Origin of the sequence: Cytobacillus firmus DS1 (genome assembly GCF_000565285.1) — a bacterium.
Lineage (GTDB): Bacteria > Bacillota > Bacilli > Bacillales > Cytobacillaceae > Cytobacillus > Cytobacillus firmus_A.
Genome location: NZ_APVL01000001.1, coordinates 346,005 through 368,358 on the forward strand (window position 1 = coordinate 346,005; position 22,354 = coordinate 368,358).

Below are 22,354 nucleotides of genomic sequence, written 5' to 3' on the forward strand. Positions count from 1 at the left end.
GCAGGATTCAGGAGGGAAAAGTATGAACGGAGAAAATTGGAGTCATCTTGTCGGAAACATTTCAAACTTATTGGCGCCAAGCATGGCAAAGGATCATCCGAATTTGCCGGTAGTCAAGGCGGAAGGCTGTTATTACTACGGTGTCGACGGAAAAGAGTATTTGGATTTTACATCAGGCATCGCAGTGGAAAATGTCGGACATCGCCACCCGAAGGTTGTACAGGCCATTAAAGACAGTGCAGACCATCTGGTGCACGGCCCGTCAGGCGTAATCATCTATGAATCGATTTTGCGGCTCGCAGATGAGCTTGGGAAAATTACGCCGGGAAATCTGGATTGCTTTTTCTTTGCGAACAGCGGGACTGAGGCAATCGAAGGAGCTATTAAGCTTGCAAAGTATGTCACGCGGAGGCCCTATGTTATTTCCTTCACAGGCTGTTTCCATGGAAGGTCGATGGGGGCGCTGAGTGTATCCACATCCAAGAGCAAATACCGCAAGTTTCAGCAGCCGTCCTGGCTGACGTATCAGCTTCCATATGCGGATGAGCGGGACTGTCCATTTGGTGAAGATCCTGAGGAGTACTTCCCAGGAAAACTGGAAAAGGATGCTGAAACACTCTTCAAGCATCAGGTAGACCCTGAAGAGGTTGCCTGCATGATCATTGAACCGGTTCTTGGGGAAGGCGGCTATATCATTCCTCCGAAGACATGGCTGCAGAAGATCAGGGAAATCTGTGACCGGCATGGAATTCTGCTGATATTTGATGAAGTGCAAACCGGCTTTGGGCGTACTGGGGAATGGTTTGCCGCTCAGGCTTTTGATGTGGTGCCGGATATCATGGCAATTGCAAAAGGAATCGCGGCAGGACTGCCGTTAAGCGCAACGGCGGCTTCAAAGGAACTGATGGAAAAATGGCCGCTGGGTGCCCACGGAACAACCTTCGGCGGAAATCCGATTGCCTGTTCAGCTGCCCTGGCTTCTCTTGAAGTATTAAGAACGGAGAATCTTCTGGAAAACGCAAAGCAAATGGGAGAATATGCATTACAGAAATTACAGGCTTTGAAAGCCAAACATCCTGCAATTGGCAGTGTCCGAGGTCTGGGGCTGATGATCGGCATTGAAATAATCGATCCGCAAACCGGAAAGCCGGATGGAAACGCGGTAATGGATATCCTGAACTCTTCACTTAATAAAGGCGTCCTTTTCTATCTCTGCGGAAATTCAGGGGAAGTGATTCGGATGATTCCGCCGCTTGTCGTGACACAGGAGCAAATTGACCAGGGTCTGAAAGTATTGGAAGAAGCACTTATGGAACATGTTGCAGTTGTTTCCAAATCATAAGGAGGTTAGAGCATGAAAGCTGAGACAAGGGTTAAGCCGCAAGCAGTCACAGGAGAGTATTGGAAATTTATTATTCCATCTTTAATTGGGTCGCTCCTATTCCTGGTTCCAGTTAAATTTCAGGGTGACGTCACGATTGGTGTCGGTATTTTAGCATCGCTTTTAGGCAAAGTGTTCAGTGAGCAGATGCCTGCCATTATCATTTTTATTTTAGGAATATCGGTTTTTCTTTCCATCCTGGCTAAAGCAGCTAAGCCGGCATTTATACTGGATAATAAGTTTTTAAAAGGATTATTTGATACCGGCAATTTTGGATTAACCATGAGAATCCTTGGATTCGCAGTTGGGATCATGACTTTGTTTGAGGTCGGGCCTGAATTTATCTGGTCACGGAATACAGGCGGAGTGGTTCTCTACGACCTGGCTCCCGTTCTGCTTACTTGGTTCCTGTTTGCCGGCATTCTTCTGCCGCTTTTAGTGGAGTTTGGTTTAATGGAGTTCATAGGGGCGCTTGTCCAGAAATTTATGAGGCCATTTTTCACACTTCCCGGACGGTCCTCCATCGATTGCCTTGCGTCCTGGATGGGCGCCGGAACAGTCGGTGTATTGGTAACAACGAAGCAATATGATGAAGGATTTTACACAAAAAGAGAAGCAGCGGTCATTGCGACAACCTTTTCGATTGCATCTGTTGCTTTCAGTCTTGTCGTTGCGAATGTGGTTGGTCTTGGCCATTTATTCATCCCTTTTTACTTAACCGTTTCTGCTGCATGTGTCGTGGCAGCATTGATTATGCCAAGAATTCCGCCGTTATCCCGGAAGCCTGACACTTATTATGAACCAGTAGGACAGCAGATTGATGAAACCATTCCGGAAGGGGTTTCAAAATTGAAATGGGGATGGGAGCAGGCAATTGATAAAGCAAGGAATGCTCCGGGTCCCAAAAAGCTGTTAACCAATGGCATTGAAACTGTTCTGGATATTTGGATGGGCCTGATTCCGCTTGTGATGAGCCTGGGTGCAGCAGCACTGATCATTGCGGAATACACGCCTGCATTTAAGTTTATTTCATATCCGCTTATTCCGGTTTTGGAGTTTATGCAATTGCCGGAAGCAGGAGCAGCAGCACAGACCATGCTTGTCGGCTTTGCTGATATGTTCCTGCCTGCTGTTATCGGAAGCGGAATTGAGAGCGAGCTGACAAGGTTCGTTGTGGCAGGCCTGTCATTAACACAATTAGTATACATGTCTGAAATCGGGATTCTGATCCTGCGTTCAAACATTCCGCTAAGCTTTATGGATTTATTCGTTATTTTTATCGAAAGAACGATTATTACTTTACCTGTTATTGTATTCATTGCACATGTTTTTGTATTTTAACTGAGAGGGGGGCTGCATATTGCCAGCTCTCCTTTTCGTTATATTCTGTTTTCGTAAAGTTTGTTGGTTTTTCATATCTTTATTTGCTGAGTTGATTGGAGCGGAGGCACTTGACTCCTGCGGGAGGAGAGGGAAGTGTGAGACCCCGCAGGCGAAGCCGAGGAGGCTCGCATTCCTCCCCGCGGGTTCGCTGCTTGCCTGGAGCGGAAATCAACGGGAAGATCTCATAAACAAAAAACAACAATCTTTGAAATAAGAGCCTATTAATTTTCTTAAAAGTTCCAAAAGGGCAATATATTATCGGAGCATGTCTCATATCTTATATAGAATCTGCATTATATAAGGAGAGGCGCAATGAGTAAATTCTTTAAAGGAGTTATACTGCTTGCACTGGCTGCTTTTGCAAGTGAATGTATAGAGTTTGTGGTGAATATGGTGCTCGCCCGGGAACTGGGGGAGAGGGGACTCGGCATGTACATGTCGATTTTGCCAACCATATTTCTAATCGTGCTGCTGGCCAGTTTTGAGCTTCCGATCTCTATTTCTAAATTCATTGCGGAAAAAGATAAGAGGTACCATCTTAGCATGCTTCATCATGTCATCAAGCTGACCATTATCTTTACGGCCGTGTTAGTGCCGGCTGCAGCGTTTATTATTCCGTTTATCAGTGTCTTTAATGAGTACCACCCTCTCTTGAGATGGGTTGTGATCGGCTTCATTCCGATCGTATCATTTTCCTCGATTGCCAGAGGCTTTTTCATGGGCAAGCATCAAATGGGAAAAATCGCTGCCTCCAATTTTCTGCGCAAATCCGTTCAGCTCCTGCTGCTCGTGGTGCTTTATCAGGCCTTTCAATTTGATGTCAATACAGCGGTCTTTATTGCCTTTTGTACGTTTGTAGGGAGTGAGATTGTTGTTTTTCTCTATTTGCTGAATATGTTTATTATCCAGTACCAGCGCATTAAAAAAGAGCCATCTGATTTCATCAGCGGAAAAAGTGTGAGGCAGAACCTAATCTCTGTGTCTGTTCCGACAACGGCTTTAAGGGTCTTTCATGCCCTGACACATGCTGTTCAGCCGTTTTTGATAAAGGCGGCTCTCTTAAAAGCAGGAGTGCCGGGCGAAATTGCAACAGAACATTTTGGGATGCTCGCCGGTGTCGCCATGACAATTGGTTTTTTTCCATCCTTTATAGCCCATTCTTTTTTAATTATGCTGATCCCGACAGTCTCCAAAGAGTATGCTGATCATAATCTGGGGGAGCTTCGGAGACTTCTTCAGCAGGTGTTCTTTGTCACCTTTTTATATGGGATCCCCTCGGTTATATTTTTCTATTTTTTTGCAAGGCCGCTGACCGAGATGTTTTTTCACTCGACAGATGCAGCCGTGTATTTACAGCTGCTTTGGCCATTCTTTCTGCTCCACTTTTTCATTATCCCGATGCAGGCATATTTAATCGGACTGGGCCTGATGAAGGATGCGTTCTATCATTCCGTCTGGTCAACCGTTGTTTCTTTCTCGGCCATGTTTGTGCTTGGCTCGATGCACAGCCTGCAGATGGACGGAATTATAATGGGCATGAATATGGGAGCTGTTCTCCTGGGGATGATGCATTATGTAACAGTATGCAAGAAAATTGGCCTGACACTCTATCTATCACCGGCTAAGCAGTTTAACTGAAAAAGAATAAAGCATCTGCCCATGACGGGAGATGCTTTATTCTTTTTCCTCATTTTTTTCCCCGAATTTGCTCTCAATTGTTTGTTCATCTCCGTACAGGATAATATGATCGCCTTCTTGTAGTTCCGTAACAAGCCGGTCTTTTCTAATTTTTATTTCACCTCTTTGAATGTATAGCACATTGATATCTTCGTCTTCTTCAATCAATTCCCTTAATTCTTTATCAATAAAATCACATGTTTCACTGATTGTATAGTCCAATACATGATCAGTATCATCTGTCAGCAGTACTTCCCTAATCGGGAGGTCGCGAAAATCGTAATGTTCTTCGAGCTCATGCTTAAGCTTTTCCGACAGATAATCCCGCATTTTAGGCATCTTTAAAATAATTATAACCAGGATTAGGGCTGCTGCCACGATTGAGATCTTGGCAGTGAAAAATTCATCCGACAGAATGCTGCTGATTGCCGAAATGATTACTGCCAGTGAAAAAGCGCCAAATAAAATTAAAAAGGCTCCGAACCGTCGGCGGATCGGATGGTCGATGATCAGTTCCGATTCCCCGGTTGTAAAGCCGGTGCCTGTAAGCATGCTGATCACCTGAAATCTCGCAATATGCTTATCAAGCCCTGTATATGTGAAGATAAGGGTATGAATTTCGATAACAGCCAAAACGATTCCCAAATAAATCAGGATGAAAAGAACACCCATCTTGCTTCCTCCAAAAATTTAGAATTATGTAAAAAACCTAAGGAAGCCATTCCTTAGGTCATTGCTGTACGGTTTCGTTATAGTAATTTACTGAGTACATAGCACCTTCATCTACCATTTTATTATCTTCAATATTATGCGGGTCCGGGTGGCCAAGCTTTTCTGTTGGCACTGTATCGTTTAAAAAGCGGTCAGGCAGCATGCCTTTCATTTTAACTGCAAACGACTGAACTTTATTTCGATTGTTTTTGCTTGCTAATAATAAAATACTTGTTATACCAACACCGGCTAACAGATAGGGGTTTAACGGACGAGAATTCATGATTATGCTCCTCCTTCAATAATTGGATTTGTATTTCTTGGTGTATATTTACCCGGCATAAAGAAGTGCAAACATTTAGTCTTAATAACATTGTTTCCAGCACTAGAAATAATTACTCATTATGAATGGTTTTATTCAGGTCCTGACAGGGGAATTATGTACTTATGGATAGAATGGATAGAATTATAGGAGGAAGATGGGGATGGAAAGGGAATATAACGAAGACAATTGGACTTGGCACCGTTACGATCATTTAGATGAAATTGACTTTAATGATGCTGGCGAATATAAAGAAGCTCTGCAGGCATGGGCCAAAAACACTTCCGAGAACAAAACAAATGTAATGGAGATAGATACATCCCTCCGCAATAAGGAATTTCTCAGCGGCTCTCTCATATATCAGCAGACAACGAAAGAGCAGCATGAAAATAGTTTGTTCCACTATTTTCTGACAAGGGATTTTCTCCTCACCGTTGACTTTGATTCGACTGTCATTCAGTCTGATCAATCACTGCTTTTGAAAAAAATGGATTATACCGATAATGCCATTGATGGATTTTTTGTGATTTTAGGCGAGATCCTAAGTGATAATATTAAGAAGATTGATAAGTTTGAAGTACGGTTAAATGACCTGTTATGGAAAATAAAAGATAAAAATAATATTAATCGCCTGGAAGAAATCTATGATCTCCGTCACCAGATTCTCGTATGGAAGAATATTATGATTCCTGTTAAGGAAATCAGGCTGGGTGTAGAAGAAACCTTTGGTGAAGGCGTTACAGAAGGAACTGAATTTAAACGAACCTGCAAACGAATTGAAAGAGGCTATACGCTGGTGCGTGAGTTTCAGCAGGAAATTGATGACCTTGTGAATTTTGAAGAAATGGTATCCATGCACCGGGGAAATGAGATCGTGAAGACGCTCACGGTCATAACCACCCTCATGACTCCAATCGCAACCTGGGGAGCGCTCTGGGGAATGAACTTCAAAGTCATGCCCGAACTGGAATGGAAGTACGGCTATTTGTTCTCAATAATTATTATCATTGCTACTACCGCGGCCCTCTATATCATGCTGGTGAAAAAAGGCTGGATGGGTGATATCTTGAGGGGAAAAAAGAAAAACTCATTCTTTAAATAAAGGAATGCCGTTAAAATGCGGCATTCCTTTTGTTTAGTAAATGATCCAGTGTCACTTTAATCCCGGTCTCGTATGGTGTTTTAGGGAGAATGCCGATTCTCGCTTCATATTTACTGCCGTCCAAAATCACTGGAGTCTGATTCAGATACATCAATTCTGTATATTCCCTCATCATGGGATCAAAAACACCGATGGCACGAATCATCCATTTATGGACAGGTCTGAAGGTTACGCCTTTGCTAAGATGCTGGGAAGCAATACTGGCTATTTCTTCCCCGGTAATGGTTCCTGCTCCAGGAATATTCCAGACTTCCCCATATGAGTTTTCATTCAATGCAAGTTCTGCTAACGCTTCTGCTCCATCTTTAATATAAATGAATTCTCTCGGAATATCGGTTTTGCCGACAAACATGCCCTTATTTTTTTCAATAATCTGGCTCAGTGAATAGTGTAAGAGTGTGTTTCCTGTATGGGGGCCGTAAAAGTCAGGGAAGTGGGCAATGATATATGGCACACCTGAGTTTTTTATCATTTCAATCAAGGTTTGGCGCAGCTTGCCTTTTTTTGTGTGCGGATTCTTGGGAGAAACTTCGTTAGCTGGGCTGAATTGTAGGCCATAGGAATATATATTATCCGCATATATTAAAGGCTTATAATGTTTGCGGCATGCCTGCAGGATATTATTTAAGATAATTGAGAGTGCGGGATCCCAGTCCGGGTAAGGGATATTGATGGCATGAAAAACTGCATCAGCTTCTGTCACTGCCTTTTCAACATCATCTGGATTCAGAGCATCGCCTGAATGGATAACCGCATTTGGTCCCCAGTCTTTTTTTAAGTTAATCAGGTTTTCTTCAGACCTTGCAAAAGCAATAGTTTTAATATTTCTGCGGCATAATGCCTCTGTCAAAGCATAGCCCATTCCGCCTGTTGCTCCTAAAACTGCAGCTGTTTTCATCATTCATCATCCTTTTTTATTTAATTGACCACTGTTCAATTAAAGGTAAAAATTAAAGAAATGCGATGTCATTTCTTTAAATAATGGCTTTTATTAAAAATTGGGCATGTGAAGAGGCGAGTTCCTTCACTTCTTCAAATGTTGTTTCCGATCTGCAATAATGTGTGACAAAGCCGTGCAGACTTAGAAATACAGACCAAATATCCTTTATGGAAAGAGATCTTGGTGCAAGTGAATTAATCGCTTGCGCAAAATGCATGTAGCTTTTATTTGGTCCTTCATTCAAATAGCTTTTCACATCATCATCACGAATTAAAAACATCAGCTCATAATGTTTTTGATGGGTCAGGCCAAATTGAATATAACGGTAAAAAATGCTGAAAAGCTTCTGTTCATTGGTATCTGCAGATTCTTCCAGCACACTGTCGAGGACTTGATCGAGCTTTTGGAAATCGGCTTCAACCATTTCGTAAAATAATTGTGCCTTATTTTTGAAATGATAATAGATGGCACCATGGCTGCATTGAAGGGTGTCCGCAATTTTTCTCATGGATGCTGCTGAATATCCTTCCTTTACAAACAGGTCACGTGCAACAGAGATGATTGCTTCTTTTGTTAGTTCGTCATGGGCTGATTTTCTTGGACTCATGGAATCACCTTTCATTATTGAACACTGGTCAATAAAATTATATGACGAAGAGGATATTTTTGGCAATGCTTTTTTGCAATCTGTCTAAATTATTTTTATTAGCCATCAGCTTTTGATATGATTTACTAAAACAGGAGGGAACAACATGAATGAAACAAAAACATGCAGAGAATCTTTTACGGTAAAAACCAGCATCGTGCTTCCGCCCGACACGAATACATATGGCACACTATTCGGCGGCAAGCTGATGGCTTATATTGATGATGTGGCAGCCATCGCGGCGATGAGGCATGGAAGAAGAAATGTTGTAACCGCATCTACAGACTCTGTTGATTTTCTTCATCCGGTTTATGAAGGTAATTCAGTGTGTCTGGAGGCGTTTGTGACCTATACAGGCCGGACATCTATGGAGATATTTGTAAAAGTAATTGCAGAAGACCTGCTGACAGGCGATCGAAATGTGTGTGCCATGTCCTTTTTGACAATGGTTGCGGTTGACGAGAATGGAAAGCCGACTCCGGTGCCGGCTGTTGTGCCTGAGACAGATGAAGAAAAGAGCTTATATGAAACAGCTAAAGAACGTGCGGAAATTCGCAAAAGACGGAGAAAGGACAGTGAAGCCAGGGCAAAGACATACGGTGCAGGTCTGCCCTGGTAAATAATAGACCAATAACAGAACATCCGGAATGAGGAGCCGTTTTTTGATGAGGGGAGAGCGCCTGACACAGTTTCTTCCCTGTTAAAAACTGCCTCCTCATTTTTTCCCATCTGCAAGAATAATTGAACCTTTTTACACATCACTGTCTAGTAAAATAGATTTAAATTTCAGAATATTAGCTCTTATTTCTTGATTATCCTTTTCCTTCCTCTTAAGTTAGACGTGTAGAACCTAACTGAAGGAGGAAAATCATGAGAAGAGTTTTGAAAGCTAGTATTCTTATGCTTTTAAGTATTTTACTGGTAGCCGGAACCATGCCGTTGACCGGGCAGGCGAAAAAGCAAAAGCCTGATGATGGCTATGAAGGATATAGCCAGGTTGATGCAGGCAGGGACGGAATGGTGGCTTCAGCCCATCCGCTTGCGTCAAAAATTGGGGCAGATGTTTTGAAAAAGGGCGGTAATGCAATCGATGCGGCTGTCGCTGTTCAACTTGCCCTCAATGTTGTGGAACCGATGATGTCCGGAATTGGCGGCGGGGGTTTTATGATGGTCTATGATGGCAAAACGAAAGAAACCACCATCATTAACAGCCGTGAACGTGCCCCAGCCGGTGCCTCATCAGATATGTTTCTGGATGAAAACGGAAAGCCCATTCCATTTGCGGAGCGTTCAACTGGCGGTACAGCTGTCGGTGTGCCGGGCACATTGAAAGGGCTGGAAACAGCTCTTGAAAAATGGGGAACACGCCCTATGCAGCAGCTGATCGGTCCTGCAATTAAGCTGGCAGATAAAGGTTTTCCGATTGATTCTGTATTAGCCGATGCGATCGCCGATAATCAGGACAAGCTTGACAGAACGGCTGCCGGCAAAGTGTTTTTGCCTAAGGGTGAACCTCTTGAAGAAGGGGATCGTTTAGTACAGAAGGATCTTGCCAAAACGCTTAAAATGATTCGTTCTGGCGGAACAGACGCGTTTTATAACGGGAAAATAGCAGACGCTCTTGCAGGTGTGGTGCAGGATTTTGGAGGATCAATGACACCGGAAGATCTGGCAAAGTATGATGTAACCATCGATGAGCCTATTTGGGGAGATTACCAGGGATATGAAATTGCGAGCATGCCGCCTCCAAGCTCTGGAGGAGTGTTCTTGCTGCAGATGCTGAAGATTTTAGATGATTTTAATCTATCACAATATGATTTAAAATCCTGGGAAAAATATCACCTGCTTGCTGAGACAATGCATCTTGCCTATGCAGACCGCGCCGTCTATGCAGGGGATCCGGAGTTTGTAAATGTCCCGGTCGATGGGCTCCTTCACCAGGATTACATTAAGGAGCGCCAGGAACTCATCAGCCTGGATAAAGTCAACAAAAACCCTGGAGCAGGCGATCCATGGAAATATGAAGAGGGTGAAGCCAATTATGAAAGGGCTGAACAACCGAATGACCGCCAATACGGCGAGACTACTCATTTTTCCGTAACGGACAGATGGGGAAATGTTGTATCTTATACGACAACGATTGAACAGGTATTCGGAACAGGAATCATGGTTCCAGGCTACGGTCTTATGCTGAATAATGAGCTGACAGATTTTGATGCTGTGCCAGGCGGGGCAAATGAAGTCCAGCCGAACAAGCGGCCTTTAAGTTCTATGACACCGACGATTGTCTTTGAAGATGGAGAGCCTGTTCTGACAGTCGGTTCTCCAGGCGGCCCAACGATTATTACATCAGTACTGCAGACGATCCTTTATGCCATTGAATATGATATGGAGCTAAAAGCAGCAGTTGAGGAACCGCGGATCTATACAAATAACCTGAACTCCTACCGTTATGAAGAGGGCATTCCATCGGATGTTATTAACAGGCTGAATGGTATGGGCCATACCTTTGGGCCAAGTCCGACCACGATTGGAAACGTTCAAAGTATTTTGATCGACCGTGATAAAGGAATTTTCAAAGGTGTAGCAGATTCAAGCCGCAATGGAGCTGCCATTGGCGTTGATTTGAAAGGGAAGAGAAAATAAAGTTTATGAGAATAGCACCTTGCCAATAAGGTGCTATTCTTTTATCCTGCCTGGAAGCTGCCTTATTATATTATAAATACAATGCCATCAGGTCCTCATCATAGTACTTGCCATCAATCTTCAGAGCATGCCTTTCCTTGCCGTAAACCTCAAAGCCGAAAGAAGCATAAAGCTTTTTAGCAGGAGTATTTTCAGACATAACAGCCAGGTGGATCTGTTCAACACCTTCCCATGAGCGGGCCGTTTCCACAGCCTTGCTGACAAGGCTCTTGCCGACACCATTCATTCGGGCGGATTCTGTCACGTACATCGCATAAATATTGGATCGGTGCTTCATTTTTAACCCGGTATCTCTTACTAAACTGACAACACCTATAAGCTCCCCGTTTTCAAATGCGCCATAGTGAAAGGAGTTATCCCCCCTAAATCTTTCCCCATACACTTCAGGGGGCCTCCCCGCTTCCTCCTCATAGCTTGAACCAAATGCTTCCGGGTTCTTTTTCAATCCTTCTATTCTTAACTCTTTGTATATTTCAGCATCATCCGGGCGCAGAAGCCTAATTTCCATCAGGGTCACTCCTTTATTTTTTTCCTAACCCTTAGATTCTCTTCACTCGGACAAAATCCTTTAACAAAAATTGTTTTTATATGCTTTGATAAGGGAACAGGATAGAAAAGTACAGGAGGGATGATCATTATGACTCAGGATAACAGCAAGGACTTAAAAGAGATTATAAAAGGGCAGGATTCCCGGCAGCAGCAAGAACAGTCATTAAAAGATCAGGAGCATAAGCCGGATCAGCAAAACCGCTTGAAGGACCAGGAGAATATGAGGAAGTAATTTCGAGAGGGAGCTATGAAGAATAGCTCTCTTTTTTAAAGGCTAATTGTAAGCAATGGTTCACACCTATTGAATATACATATAAAAAGGGGGAAGCTGAATGGGAGTGCTGTTTGGTTTAATTATTGCGACACTGGTTTTCGCATATTGTATTGACCGCAGAAGGAAGAAGATAAACAATACAATGCAAAAAGGTATCAGTCCAAATGAAAAACCGGGGGAGAGCTCGAATTATACGATGGGTGATAATCATTATACCGGAGGGGGACAATAGCCATGGAGTTTTGCGATATCAGCAAAGCTCTTCTTTTTTTCCGGATCGTGCTTTCTTATCCTGAAAGTGGGAAAAACTAATGTTGCCTGGTTTCTATAGGGCATCAAAAAGGGTATAAGGAAACCACACATATTGTAACCTTTTTAGGAGAAGTGGCCACTATGAAAAAAAGAAGAGTGGAATCTTTATTTGTATTTATCCTGATTGCATCTGTGTATACCATATTTTTCACTGATGCCGCCCCACCCATTAAAATCGGTGCAGCCCTGCTTTATGCAGCTGTTATTTTTATTAGCGCTATTTCCTTAATGCTCGAGAATCGCAGCCCTAATCAGACATTGCTGTGGATGTATGTGCTGGTATTTTTTCCTGTAGCGGGCTATCTGTTTTATTTGTTTTCCGGACAGCTGTATTTGAAAGGCTATTTATTTAAAAGTAAAAGAAGCCGGGACAGGGATGAATGGAAAAAGCTGATGAAAAGGGAAGACACGCCTGATATATCATTTCTGCAGGACAGCCAGCACTGCTTTGCAAAATTCGCCAATAATGTGGCATTGACCCCGCTGAGCACGAATTCACGGGCCAAGATCCTCAAAAATGGCGAGGAGACATTCAATGAAATAAAGAAAAAGCTGCGTGAAGCAGAAGAGTTTATCCATATGGAATATTATATTTTCCGGTCTGACAGGCTTGGCAAAGAAATCATCAATATCCTGATCGACAAAGCCAGACAGGGTGTGGAAGTTTTGTTTATTTTTGATGCGGCAGGCAGCATGGGGATTACACTGGAGGATCTGCAGTCCATGGAGAATGCTGGCATTAAGGTAAAGCCATTTTCTCCGCTGAAGTACGGTTTTTTCAATCAGAAATTCAACTTTAGAAATCATCGCAAAATTGTTGTTATCGATGGGAAAGTCGGCTTTGTGGGCGGATTGAATGTGGGAGTTGAATACCTTGGCGAAAATGAAAAAATCGGCTTCTGGCGTGATACTCATATGCTCCTCAAGGGGGAGGCTGTGTATACATTGCATACGGTTTTTCTCTTGGACTGGGAATATGTCAGCAAGGAAGATGTGCTGGAGGAATACCGGGATGTAAAGTATCCAATTGATGATGATGTGCTTGATGGTGCGGTGCAGGTGGTGGCCAGCGGTCCGGACACACAGCAGGGAATTATGAGTGATCTTTATTATTCAATGATATCCTGCGCGACCAGATCCATTTGGATTGCCACACCTTATTTTGTTCCCGATGAATCGATTCGTACGGCATTGAGGGTGGCGGCGGCTAAAGGAGTGGAAGTGCGCATATTAGTTCCTGAGATCAATGACAGTTTCCTGACGCAATACGCAAGCCGGTCCTACTTTGCGGAGCTTCTGCGATATGGCGTCGAAATTTATTCTTATAAAAAAGGCTTTCTGCATCAGAAGATTATTATCGTGGACGGAATCCTCGCTTCCATTGGAACGGCGAACATGGATATGCGCAGCTTTCACTTGAACTTTGAAGTAAATGTCTTTTTGTACGGCACAAGCTCCATTCGCGACCTTGTCGCCCATTATGAAGAGGATCTGGAGGAAAGTGTGAAATTAAGTCCCGTCCAATATTATAAACGCGGATTGGCTGAAAGATCGAAGGAATCCTTTGCCCGGCTGTTTTCCGGGGTGTTGTAAAAAGTGCCATTGGTGTGGCGCTTTTTTTGTGTGGAGGAGTGCTGCTTTTTTAATCTGCAGATAGATGAGGGGACTTGCAAATAGACCAATCTAACTTGCAAATAGACCAGCCGAAAGTACAAATAGATGAGCGAACTTGCAAATAGATGATCAAGCCTGCAAATAGACCAGTCAAACTTGCAAATAGATAGGTAAAAAGCAAATAGAGCCCTGGAACTTGCAAATAGATGAGCGAACTTGCAAATAGATGATCAAGCCTGCAAATAGACCAGTCAAACTTGCAAATAGATAGGTAAAAAGCAAATAGAGCCCTGGAACTTGCAAATAGATGAGCAATCCTGCAAATAGACCAGCCAAACCTGCAAATAGATAGGCAAATGTAAAATAGGTGTTCCGAACCTGCAAACAGATGGGAGAACTTGCAAATAGATGAGCGAACTTGCAAATAGATGATCAAGCCTGCAAATAGACCAGTCAAACTTGCAAATAGATAGGTAAAAAGCAAATAGAGCCCTGGAACCTGCAAATAGACCAACCGAACTTGCAAATAGATGAGCAAGCCTGCAAATAGATCAACCAAACCTGCAAATAGATGGGCAAATGTAAAATAGATGCTCCGAACCTGCAAACAGATGGGAGAACCTGCAAATAGACCCACCGAAATTACAAATAGATAAGCAAGCCTGCAAATAGAACAGCCCAACTTGCAAATAGATAGGTAAATGTAAAATAGATGTTCCGAACCTGCAAACAGATGGGAGAACCTGCAAATAGACCAACCGAAATTACAAATAGATAAGCAAGCCTGCAAATAGAACAGCCCAACTTGCAAATAGATAGGTAAAAAGCAAATAGAGCCCTGGAACTTGCAGATAGATGAGCAAATTTGCAAATAGACCAGCCGAAATTACAAATAGATGACCAAACCTGCAAATAGATCAACCAAACCTGCAAATAGATGGGCAAATGTAAAATAGATGCACCGAACCTGCAAACAGATGGGAGAACATACAAATAGACCAGCCGAAATTACAAATAGATGAGCAAGCCTGCAACTAGACCAGTCAAACTTGCAAATAGATAGGTAAATGTAAAATAGATGCCCCGAACCTGCAAATAGATGAGAGAACCTGCAAATAGACCAACCGAACTTGCAAATAGATGATCAAGCCTGCAAATAGACCAGCCGAAATTACAAATAGATGACCAAACCTGAAAATAGACCAACCAAACCTGCAAATAGGCCCACCCCCACAAAAAGCACCCCACCCATTTACGTCTCCAGACCGAGGCATAATCATCCTCTTTATTGGTCAAAAAAGGAAAAAACCATACTAAAATAAAGATCAGTACGGTATGATTAGAATAGTTTGAAAAGTTAGATAGAAGGAGGGTCACTATGCTTTCACAATCAGTCATTCATGATGTTATTACGGCAGCCCTGGCCACTGGCGGGGATTTTGCCGAAGTATTTGTTGAGGATCGTTTCACCAATAGCCTTGCTCTTCAGGGCGGGAAAATCGAGAGCAGCTTATCTGGCCGGGATTACGGGATCGGCATTCGCGTGTTTAAGGGGCTGCAGAGTGTGTATGCTTACACAACGGATGGATCAAAGGAAGGTTTGCTGAAAGCTGCGGGCAATGCTGCCCAGGCAATCAGAGGAGAGAAAATCATTCAGCCTGCACAGCTGCAAAAGGAAATTATTCCGGTGGCACATCCTATATCTCTGAATCCGCGCGAAGTAGAGAAGCTCCGCAAAGCAGATGTAATGAAAAAGGCATACGAAATTGCGAAAAACTATCACAGCAGCATCCAGCAGGTTACGGTCAGGTATTTGGATGAAGAACAGAATGTGCTGATTGCCAATTCGGAGGGCAAGTTCGTTGAAGACCGACGGGTACGAAGCCGCCTTGCCATTCAGTCGATTGCGGCAGAAGGAAACCAAATGCAGCCTGGATTCTATGGACCTGGTGCCCATAAAGGCTTTGAGTTCATGGAAAATCTGAATCTTGAGCATTATGCCAATGAAGCATCCCGCATCGCCGTTACGATGCTTGGGGCAGACCCTTGTCCAAGCGGAAAGTTCCCTGTCATCATCGATAATGAATTTGGCGGTGTTATTTTCCACGAAGCATGCGGACATGGCCTTGAAGCTACATCTGTAGCGAAGGAAAACTCTGTTTTTGCAAACCGGATCGGCGAAAAAGTGGCCTCGGATGTTGTTACATACATTGATGACGGCACGCTTGCCAATGAGTGGGGATCAATTACGATCGATGATGAAGGCGAAAAAGCCCGTAAAAATGTGCTGATTGAAAATGGGATTTTAAAAGGTTACTTGATTGATAAATTCGGCGGACGCAGGATGGGCATGGAATCGACGGGATCGGGAAGACGGCAGTCCTACCGCTTTGCACCGACTTCGAGGATGACCAATACGTATATTGCAAACGGCAAATCCACTCCGGAAGAAATCGTTTCAAATACTGAGTACGGAATATATACCAAATACATGGGCGGCGGCCAGGTCAATACTACAACGGGCGATTACAACTTTGCTGTCATGGAGGCGTATCTCGTAAAAGACGGAAAAATCGGCAAACCGTTAAAAGGTGCTACTTTAATAGGGAATGGTCCGAAAACGCTCCAGCTGGTAGATATGGTGGGAAATAACCTGGACCATGGTGCTGGCATGTGCGGGTCACAGAGCGGAAGCATCCCTGTCAATGTTGGCCAGCCGATGATCCGCGTAAGCGAAATGACTGTTGGCGGAACAAAGGGGGGCGAATAATATGAACCTGCAGGAATTTAAGGAAAAGCTATTTCAGCTTGGCGGGCAGCATGGTTTTACAGATATGGAGCTTTATTATGAGAGAGAGGAAAAGTTCGCCTGCGAGCTTTTCAAAGGTGAAATTGATTCCTACGACACTTCCGAAGTGTTCGGAACCTCCTTCCGAGGCCTTTACGAAGGCAGGATGGGCTATGCTTTTACGGAGAAGCTGGATGAGGAATCCCTGTCTTTTCTGATCGAGAATGCGAAGGAAAACTCTCAATTTGTTGAGGATGAAGTACAGGAAGAAATCTTTGCCGGCAGCGAAAAGTATGAGTCTGGAAGCTACTATTCAAGCAGTCTTGCGGATGTTACGATTGCTGAAAAAATAAATTTGCTTAAGGAAATAGAAAAGCACATCTATGCCTATGATGAGCGGGTAACCGGGACAGATTATTTCATGGTGCGCAGCGGTGAAATGGAGAGAGTTCTTCTCAACAGCAAAGGGTTGAGCCTCAGCGAAAAGTGCAATCATGCCGGCATTTATGTATCAGTCATCGTAAAGCAGGGAGATCAGGTGAAAAATGGCGAATATTCCAAGTTTACGAGAGACTTTTCCATTTTGAATCCGGAGGAAATTGCCAAACATGCAGTAGAAGAAGCGTTATCACAGCTTAATGCCAGGAGTGCTGAAAGCAAAAACTACCCTGTGCTCTTAAGAAATGACGCTGCCAGCGTTCTGCTGCAGACATACATCCCGATTTTCTCAGCGGAAAATACCCAAAAAGGGCAATCGGCTTTAAAGGGTAAAACAGGTGAAATCATTGCTGTGGCGTCATTGAATATCATAGATGATCCATTTTTAGAAGAAGGTATGCTCAGTTCTAATTTTGACAGTGAAGGGGTTGCCACTGCCAGAAAAGATATTGTGAAAGACGGCAGGCTTGTTACCTTAATGCATAACCGCAAAACAGCTCAAAAAGATGGTGTGGAATCGACAGGCAATGCCTATAAAGCTTCTTATAAGGGCGCTTTAACGGTAGCTCCAACAAATCTATACGTCAATCCATCCAATCAAAGCTATGAAGAGCTGGTATCCTCACTCTCAGAGGGCATCATCATAACTGAACTATCCGGCCTCCATTCCGGTGCCAATACCGTTTCAGGGGACTTCTCCATTGCGGCTAACGGCTATTATGTCAAAGACGGAAAAGTGCAAAACGCTGTAAACCAAATGACAATTGCCGGAAACTTCTATAAGCTGTTAAAAAATATTGAAGCCATCGGTTCAGACCTGGAATTCTCAATGGGCTTCATGGCCACAGGCTACATCGGCTCACCATCTCTATTAATCAGGGAACTGGCTGTGACGGTTGAATAAATAAAGGGATGGCACACCACTTCGCAGGTGGTGTGCTTTCTTCATTATGTGAGAAGCAGGATAAAAATCTGCAGGAAAAATAAAGGATTTTCTTTTCGGAAAATAGAAATTTTGCTGATAAACAAAAATAGGAGGCAAAAAGATGAAAACCCTCGAAACCAGCCGCCTGATTCTTCGCACCCTTACTCTGGATGATGCACCCAGGGTAGAAGAATACGCAAGTGATTATGATGTGGCAAAAACGACCTTAAATATTCCCCACCCCTATCCGGAAGGGGGAGCAAGCGAGTTTATTACAAGCATCCTGGAAGCAGAGAGAAACGGTAAGATTGCGATTTTCGCTATTACGAGAAAAGAGGATACTGGCTTAATAGGCCTCATTAATATTACAGGCACTAATGCAAATAGAAGGGCGGAAATCGGCTATTGGATCGGCAAGCCTTACTGGGGCAAAGGGTATGGTACAGAGGCTGCCAGGGCAGTTATTAAGTACGGATTTGAAGAACTGAGCCATAACCGGATTTATGCTCTTGCCTTTACAGACAATCCCGGATCCTGGAGAATTATGGAGAAATCAGGGATGAAGCATGAAGGGATTTTGCGGCAGCATGCAATAAGAGATGGGAGGCCGGTGGATTTGACCTATTATGCCATTCTGCGTGAGGAATACACCGGGTAAGGGAGCCGCTGTTTGAATCGCACTCCACAATATGTTTCAATAGAAGCAAATCCTTTTTAATCATGGAGGTTCATGTGCGGATCATTGCTTCCCATCCTTTTATTACAGTCAGCAGGAAGATCGACTGGAATCAGCAGCAATACATTGAACAGGAACTTTTTCTTCACTTATTTGAGGATCATATCCTGTCGCCATCAGAAAAGTTTCTCATCGATGAAGTTTGGGATATGTCATACAGAAATTCAAATTGCGAAATCGGTTTCCTTTATCTTCATACCAATCGGGGTTTATTTTCTTTTCAAGTAAAGTCAGAGCCGAGTCATTTTATAAACTTGTATAGAGATCTTAAAAAGTAAAAGCCGGAATTGTCGCGAACAACAATTCCGGCTCCATTATTATGCCTGCTCTGTCAGGCGTACAAGCATATGTGCGAGCTTATGCCTTTCTTCATCATCCCCGACCTTCCATAACTCCTTCAGCAGCTGTTCTTCACGGTTTTTTGGCTCCACATTTTCAGCGAGGTAGCCAGCCACTTTTTCCGCTGTTACGGCAAGCTGTTCCTCATTTAATCCCAGCTTCTTGCCAAGCTCAATTCGTTCCGCCAGATAGCTCTTAAATTCATCGAAGCTGCTTAAAATATCTTCAGCACGTTCATTGGACATCTTGTCCATTGCGCTCTTAATATTTTTTGTATCCAGTTCACCATCTTGTTTGATTACATGTTCTTGTTCATTCATTTTTATAGACCTCCCAAAGGATTGTTTTCTTATTAAATATCCTTTTAGAAGGAGAATTAAACTCTTTTAGATTTCACTGGATGGTGTTTCCTGAACAGCTTTCAGTTTCCTGAACTTTACTTTGGATAAAATAACGCCAAGTTCATATAGCCCGATAAGAGGCACGAGGACTAGAATCTGTGAAAATAAATCAGGCGGGGTAATGAGAGCTGATACAACAGCCATGATCAAATAAGCATATTTTCTCATTGAGCTGAGCATAACCGGGGTGACAATGCCGATTGTTGTCAGAAACAATAACAGTAAAGGCACTTCAAACAGGAAACCAAACGGAATGGTCGACATCAAAAGAAACGAAAAATACTCCCTGGCTGTGATCATCATCGCAAAATGTGATTCACCCAACAGCATTAAAAACTGATAAATGGCAGGGAATATAATAAAAAATCCGAAGCCGAGCCCGCCGATAAAGCTGAAAAGAATGGCCGGGAAAAACATTAGAGATACTCTGCTTTCTTTTTCCGTTAAAGCAGGTTTTACAAACAGCCAGATCTGATAGGAAATGAAAGGAAGCGAAAGCCCAAGGCTGATGCTTCCTGCAATTCCTGTGTACAGCTTAATGACATCCAGCGGTCCAAGCATAACCAGCTCATGATCGTTTGCCAGCATAGGAATCAGCCGGTTGATGAAAAACAGACATAGGGCAAAGCTGACAATAAAGAAAATCAGAGATCGAATCAGCACTTTTCGCAGGTCTGTTAAATGCTCTATAAGGGTTTGTTCGTCCGTTTTCATGCTACTAAACCCTCCTGTTAAAGCGGCTTATCCTTCCGGTCAGCCGTTTCAATTGAACGTGTTTTTTGATCAGGTTCATCGTCATCGCTCATAATTTCTCTGGCTGATCTTTTGAATTCTGATAAGGTTCTTCCAAAGGCAGAACCGATCTCAGGAAGCTTTTTTGGCCCAAAGATAATTAAGGTTATAACCAGGATGATGATCAATCCGGGTATTCCGATATTTGAAAGCCCCATGATGTTCACTCCTTCTTGAAAAATTTCTTAAAAGGTAAGTTAGTATTAGCTTGAACTTCGAGAACTGTCCAGCTCCAGCGCCTACCCCCTCGAGATCACAAGCCAATCCTCCCAAAAAGGCAAAGAATGCCTTTCAGGGAGGCTCGTCTTGTGCTTGAGGCCCACAGGACAAGGAAGGCTTCGTCAGCATAAACATCGCACGACCAAAAGCGACAGCTTTTGGGAGGATGTGGGTCATGCAGACGTTGCCACAGGACAAGGAAAGCTACGGCAGCGATACATCGCACGACCGAAAGCGGCAGCTTTTGGGAGGACGTGGCGTTCTTAGTCTGCGTTCCTTCGTGAGCAAGGCGGTTACGCTTTTCTTATGCAAGCAGGCCGCCTTCTTTGCTGTATTTGATGATTCCTTCAGCAGCACGGTAGGCGAGCGCCCCAACGGTTCCTGTCGGATTATATCCTCCGTTGTGAGGGAAAGCGGAGGCACCAACGACAAAGACATTCTCTGCATCCCACATTTGAAGATAGTTATTTACGGCTGATGTTTCAGGCTCTGCCCCCATGATGACACCGCCTGTATTGTGTGTCGTCTGGTAAGGGACGATATCGTAATGCTCCAGCTGCTGCCGGTCGTTAATTTTTGACGGTCCCATTTCCTTCATGATGTTGTCTGTAATTTTTCCAATATAGTTATAAAGGTTCTTATCCTGTTCAGTGAAATCGTAAGTCATACGAAGCAGCGGAAGCCCGTAAGCATCTTTATAAGAAGGATCCAGATCCATATAATTGAGCTGAACAGGCATGGATGCCCCCTGGGTGCCAATGCTTAAAGCCCGTGTGAAATACTTGATGGAATTCTCCTTAAACTTGCTGCCCCATTTCGGTGTATCAGTCGGAACCATATTATATTGAATCGGACGGTATCCTGATTGGTTGATAGATATGGAGCCGCCATGGATAAAGTCAAGATCCGAGTGGTCAAAATTGTCTCCATTGTAATCATCCACAGTTGCACCGAGGGCACCGGCACCCATGAAAGTGTTAAATTGTTCTTCATCGAAAAAGCCCGCTGACCCGGGAAGGATCTGATAGCAATAGTTCTTCCCGATCACCCCTGTGCCTGTATCAGGATTGTATGGGCTTCCCAGTTTGGATGTCAGCAGCAGGCGGGTGTTATTCATGACATAGCTGGTCACAATAACCATTTCAGCCGGCTGAATGAATTCTTCTTTTGTCTGGACATCCACATAGCGCACACCGGTTGCTTTTTTCCCGTCATGAATAATTTCCGTTACATTCGCAAAATTGCGGATATCCACATTTCCCGTTTCTTTGGCAAACGGAATGACGGCTACAGTCGGATCTGCCTTGGCGCCATATTCACAGCCGAAGCGTTCGCAAAACGCACAATACTGGCATGGCGCCATCTTTGCGCCATATTGGTTCTCATAAGCCTCGCTCATATTGCCCGATGGCATTTGGTAAGGTTTCATCCCCAATGATTTCGCGGCCTTTTTAAATCTTGCTGTAATAGGTGTTTCCTTCATTGGAGGATTTGGGAACGGATCTGCTCTTTTTGGCCCCAGTTCACCTTCTTCTCCGCCAATTCCTGCAGCCTTTTCAAATTCGTAGAAATAAGGCTCTAATTCATCGTATGTAATGCCCCAATCCTGAATTTGAAGACCTTTGATCTTGGATTCGCCATATTTTTTTACTGTCTGTGACTTGATTTCAAAATCATAAGGCAGAAAGCGGAAAGTATGACCATTCCAGTGAACACCGGACCCTCCTAAACCTTCGCCCAGCAAAAAGGACCCAAGCTGGCGCATCGGAAGGGCACGTTCCTTCCCGTGATTGCGGAATGTGATCGTTTCTTTAGAAAGATCCTGCATTAATTCATAGCGGATTCCATAGCGCAGTTCATCATGGACTACATAGTAGTCCTTGACGCCGCGCTCTTTTCCACGCTCCAGGCCAACAACTTTTAATCCCTGTTTCCCAAGTTCAGCTGCAATGATTCCGCCGGCCCATCCGACTCCTACAATGACTGCATCAGTTTTTGGCAATGTTTTCGCCATGTTTACCACTTCCTTAAAAGATAGT

23 protein-coding genes are annotated in these 22,354 nt (G+C 43.6%); 13 read left to right on the forward strand and 10 right to left on the reverse strand.

What is annotated here, in order from left to right; genetic code table 11:
* Positions 1–22: 22 nt before the first annotated feature.
* The 3 genes from PBF_RS01710 (at position 23) to PBF_RS01725 (ending at position 4,402) form a co-directional block, all read left to right on the forward strand.
* Positions 23–1,342: an aspartate aminotransferase family protein gene (locus tag PBF_RS01710; RefSeq protein WP_035326276.1), complete on the forward strand. Its 1,320-nt coding sequence runs from the start codon at positions 23–25 to the stop codon at positions 1,340–1,342.
* Between the two features lie 12 nt (positions 1,343–1,354).
* Positions 1,355–2,722, forward strand: a complete 1,368-nt coding sequence (locus PBF_RS01715; RefSeq protein WP_035326279.1) for a YjiH family protein — start codon at positions 1,355–1,357, stop codon at positions 2,720–2,722.
* Positions 2,723–3,076: 354 nt separating this feature from the next.
* Positions 3,077–4,402 (forward strand): polysaccharide biosynthesis protein, encoded by a 1,326-nt coding sequence (locus tag PBF_RS01725; protein ID WP_035326284.1) that lies wholly within the window; start codon positions 3,077–3,079, stop codon positions 4,400–4,402.
* A 36-nt stretch (positions 4,403–4,438) separates the two neighbouring features.
* On the opposite strand, the gene PBF_RS01730 is transcribed toward PBF_RS01725, so the two are convergent.
* Positions 4,439–5,113: a TrkA C-terminal domain-containing protein gene (locus PBF_RS01730; RefSeq protein WP_035326287.1), complete on the reverse strand. Its 675-nt coding sequence runs from the start codon at positions 5,111–5,113 to the stop codon at positions 4,439–4,441.
* A 58-nt stretch (positions 5,114–5,171) separates the two neighbouring features.
* Positions 5,172–5,435 (reverse strand): hypothetical protein, encoded by a 264-nt coding sequence (locus PBF_RS01735; RefSeq protein ID WP_035326290.1) that lies wholly within the window; start codon positions 5,433–5,435, stop codon positions 5,172–5,174.
* Positions 5,436–5,637: 202 nt separating this feature from the next.
* On the opposite strand from PBF_RS01735, the gene PBF_RS01740 reads away from it, so the two are divergent.
* Positions 5,638–6,576: a magnesium transporter CorA family protein gene (locus PBF_RS01740; protein WP_035326293.1), complete on the forward strand. Its 939-nt coding sequence runs from the start codon at positions 5,638–5,640 to the stop codon at positions 6,574–6,576.
* Between the two features lie 10 nt (positions 6,577–6,586).
* Here PBF_RS01740 and PBF_RS01745 read toward each other — a convergent pair whose 3' ends face one another.
* Both PBF_RS01745 and PBF_RS01750 read right to left on the reverse strand, forming a co-directional pair.
* On the reverse strand, positions 6,587–7,537 hold the full coding sequence (locus tag PBF_RS01745; RefSeq protein ID WP_035326296.1) for an SDR family NAD(P)-dependent oxidoreductase: 951 nt from the start codon (positions 7,535–7,537) through the stop codon (positions 6,587–6,589).
* 73 nt (positions 7,538–7,610) lie between these two features.
* A complete protein-coding gene (locus tag PBF_RS01750) occupies positions 7,611–8,183 on the reverse strand; it encodes a TetR/AcrR family transcriptional regulator (protein WP_035326299.1) in 573 nt (190 codons plus the stop codon).
* Positions 8,184–8,328: 145 nt separating this feature from the next.
* Between PBF_RS01750 and PBF_RS01755 the strand changes: the two genes are divergently transcribed.
* Together PBF_RS01755 and ggt are read left to right on the forward strand one after the other, a co-directional pair.
* Positions 8,329–8,841, forward strand: coding sequence for an acyl-CoA thioesterase (locus tag PBF_RS01755; RefSeq protein ID WP_035326308.1), 513 nt, complete (start codon positions 8,329–8,331; stop codon positions 8,839–8,841).
* 251 nt (positions 8,842–9,092) lie between these two features.
* The gene (gene ggt, locus PBF_RS01760) at positions 9,093–10,868 is read left to right on the forward strand and encodes a gamma-glutamyltransferase (RefSeq protein ID WP_035326311.1); all 1,776 of its coding nucleotides are present in this window, start codon (positions 9,093–9,095) and stop codon (positions 10,866–10,868) included.
* Positions 10,869–10,938: 70 nt separating this feature from the next.
* On the opposite strand, the gene PBF_RS01765 is transcribed toward ggt, so the two are convergent.
* Positions 10,939–11,436: a GNAT family N-acetyltransferase gene (locus PBF_RS01765; protein ID WP_035326313.1), complete on the reverse strand. Its 498-nt coding sequence runs from the start codon at positions 11,434–11,436 to the stop codon at positions 10,939–10,941.
* 120 nt (positions 11,437–11,556) lie between these two features.
* Here PBF_RS01765 and PBF_RS26035 point away from each other — a divergent pair, with 120 nt between their 5' ends.
* The 3 genes from PBF_RS26035 (at position 11,557) to cls (ending at position 13,656) form a co-directional block, all read left to right on the forward strand.
* Positions 11,557–11,709, forward strand: coding sequence for a hypothetical protein (locus PBF_RS26035; RefSeq protein WP_160169235.1), 153 nt, complete (start codon positions 11,557–11,559; stop codon positions 11,707–11,709).
* A gap of 100 nt (positions 11,710–11,809) precedes the next feature.
* Positions 11,810–11,983, forward strand: a complete 174-nt coding sequence (locus PBF_RS26365; protein ID WP_200869991.1) for a hypothetical protein — start codon at positions 11,810–11,812, stop codon at positions 11,981–11,983.
* A gap of 161 nt (positions 11,984–12,144) precedes the next feature.
* Positions 12,145–13,656 carry a cardiolipin synthase gene (cls, locus tag PBF_RS01770; RefSeq protein ID WP_035326315.1) on the forward strand — a complete coding sequence of 504 codons (1,512 nt, stop codon included), beginning with the start codon at positions 12,145–12,147 and terminating at the stop codon, positions 13,654–13,656.
* Positions 13,657–14,685: 1,029 nt separating this feature from the next.
* On the opposite strand, the gene PBF_RS25735 is transcribed toward cls, so the two are convergent.
* Positions 14,686–14,895, reverse strand: coding sequence for a hypothetical protein (locus PBF_RS25735; RefSeq protein ID WP_152539656.1), 210 nt, complete (start codon positions 14,893–14,895; stop codon positions 14,686–14,688).
* A gap of 160 nt (positions 14,896–15,055) precedes the next feature.
* Between PBF_RS25735 and PBF_RS01775 the strand changes: the two genes are divergently transcribed.
* The 4 genes from PBF_RS01775 to PBF_RS01790 all read left to right on the forward strand — a co-directional run bounded on the left by PBF_RS01775 (position 15,056) and on the right by PBF_RS01790 (position 18,842).
* Complete coding sequence (locus PBF_RS01775; RefSeq protein ID WP_035326317.1) at positions 15,056–16,447, forward strand: TldD/PmbA family protein; 1,392 nt, start codon at positions 15,056–15,058, stop codon at positions 16,445–16,447.
* A gap of 1 nt (position 16,448) precedes the next feature.
* The gene (locus tag PBF_RS01780; protein ID WP_035326319.1) at positions 16,449–17,807 is read left to right on the forward strand and encodes a TldD/PmbA family protein; all 1,359 of its coding nucleotides are present in this window, start codon (positions 16,449–16,451) and stop codon (positions 17,805–17,807) included.
* A gap of 142 nt (positions 17,808–17,949) precedes the next feature.
* On the forward strand, positions 17,950–18,486 hold the full coding sequence (locus tag PBF_RS01785) for a GNAT family N-acetyltransferase (protein ID WP_035326321.1): 537 nt from the start codon (positions 17,950–17,952) through the stop codon (positions 18,484–18,486).
* A gap of 74 nt (positions 18,487–18,560) precedes the next feature.
* Positions 18,561–18,842, forward strand: a complete 282-nt coding sequence (locus tag PBF_RS01790) for a hypothetical protein (protein ID WP_051488781.1) — start codon at positions 18,561–18,563, stop codon at positions 18,840–18,842.
* 39 nt (positions 18,843–18,881) lie between these two features.
* On the opposite strand, the gene PBF_RS01795 is transcribed toward PBF_RS01790, so the two are convergent.
* The 4 genes from PBF_RS01795 to PBF_RS01815 all read right to left on the reverse strand — a co-directional run bounded on the left by PBF_RS01795 (position 18,882) and on the right by PBF_RS01815 (position 22,329).
* A complete protein-coding gene (locus PBF_RS01795; protein WP_035326325.1) occupies positions 18,882–19,223 on the reverse strand; it encodes a DUF3243 domain-containing protein in 342 nt (113 codons plus the stop codon).
* Between the two features lie 66 nt (positions 19,224–19,289).
* Positions 19,290–20,018, reverse strand: coding sequence for a twin-arginine translocase subunit TatC (gene tatC / locus PBF_RS01800; protein WP_035326327.1), 729 nt, complete (start codon positions 20,016–20,018; stop codon positions 19,290–19,292).
* 17 nt (positions 20,019–20,035) lie between these two features.
* A complete protein-coding gene (gene tatA, locus PBF_RS01805; RefSeq protein WP_035326329.1) occupies positions 20,036–20,254 on the reverse strand; it encodes a twin-arginine translocase TatA/TatE family subunit in 219 nt (72 codons plus the stop codon).
* A 365-nt stretch (positions 20,255–20,619) separates the two neighbouring features.
* Positions 20,620–22,329 (reverse strand): GMC family oxidoreductase, encoded by a 1,710-nt coding sequence (locus tag PBF_RS01815; protein ID WP_035326333.1) that lies wholly within the window; start codon positions 22,327–22,329, stop codon positions 20,620–20,622.
* Between the last annotated feature and the right edge of the window lie 25 nt (positions 22,330–22,354).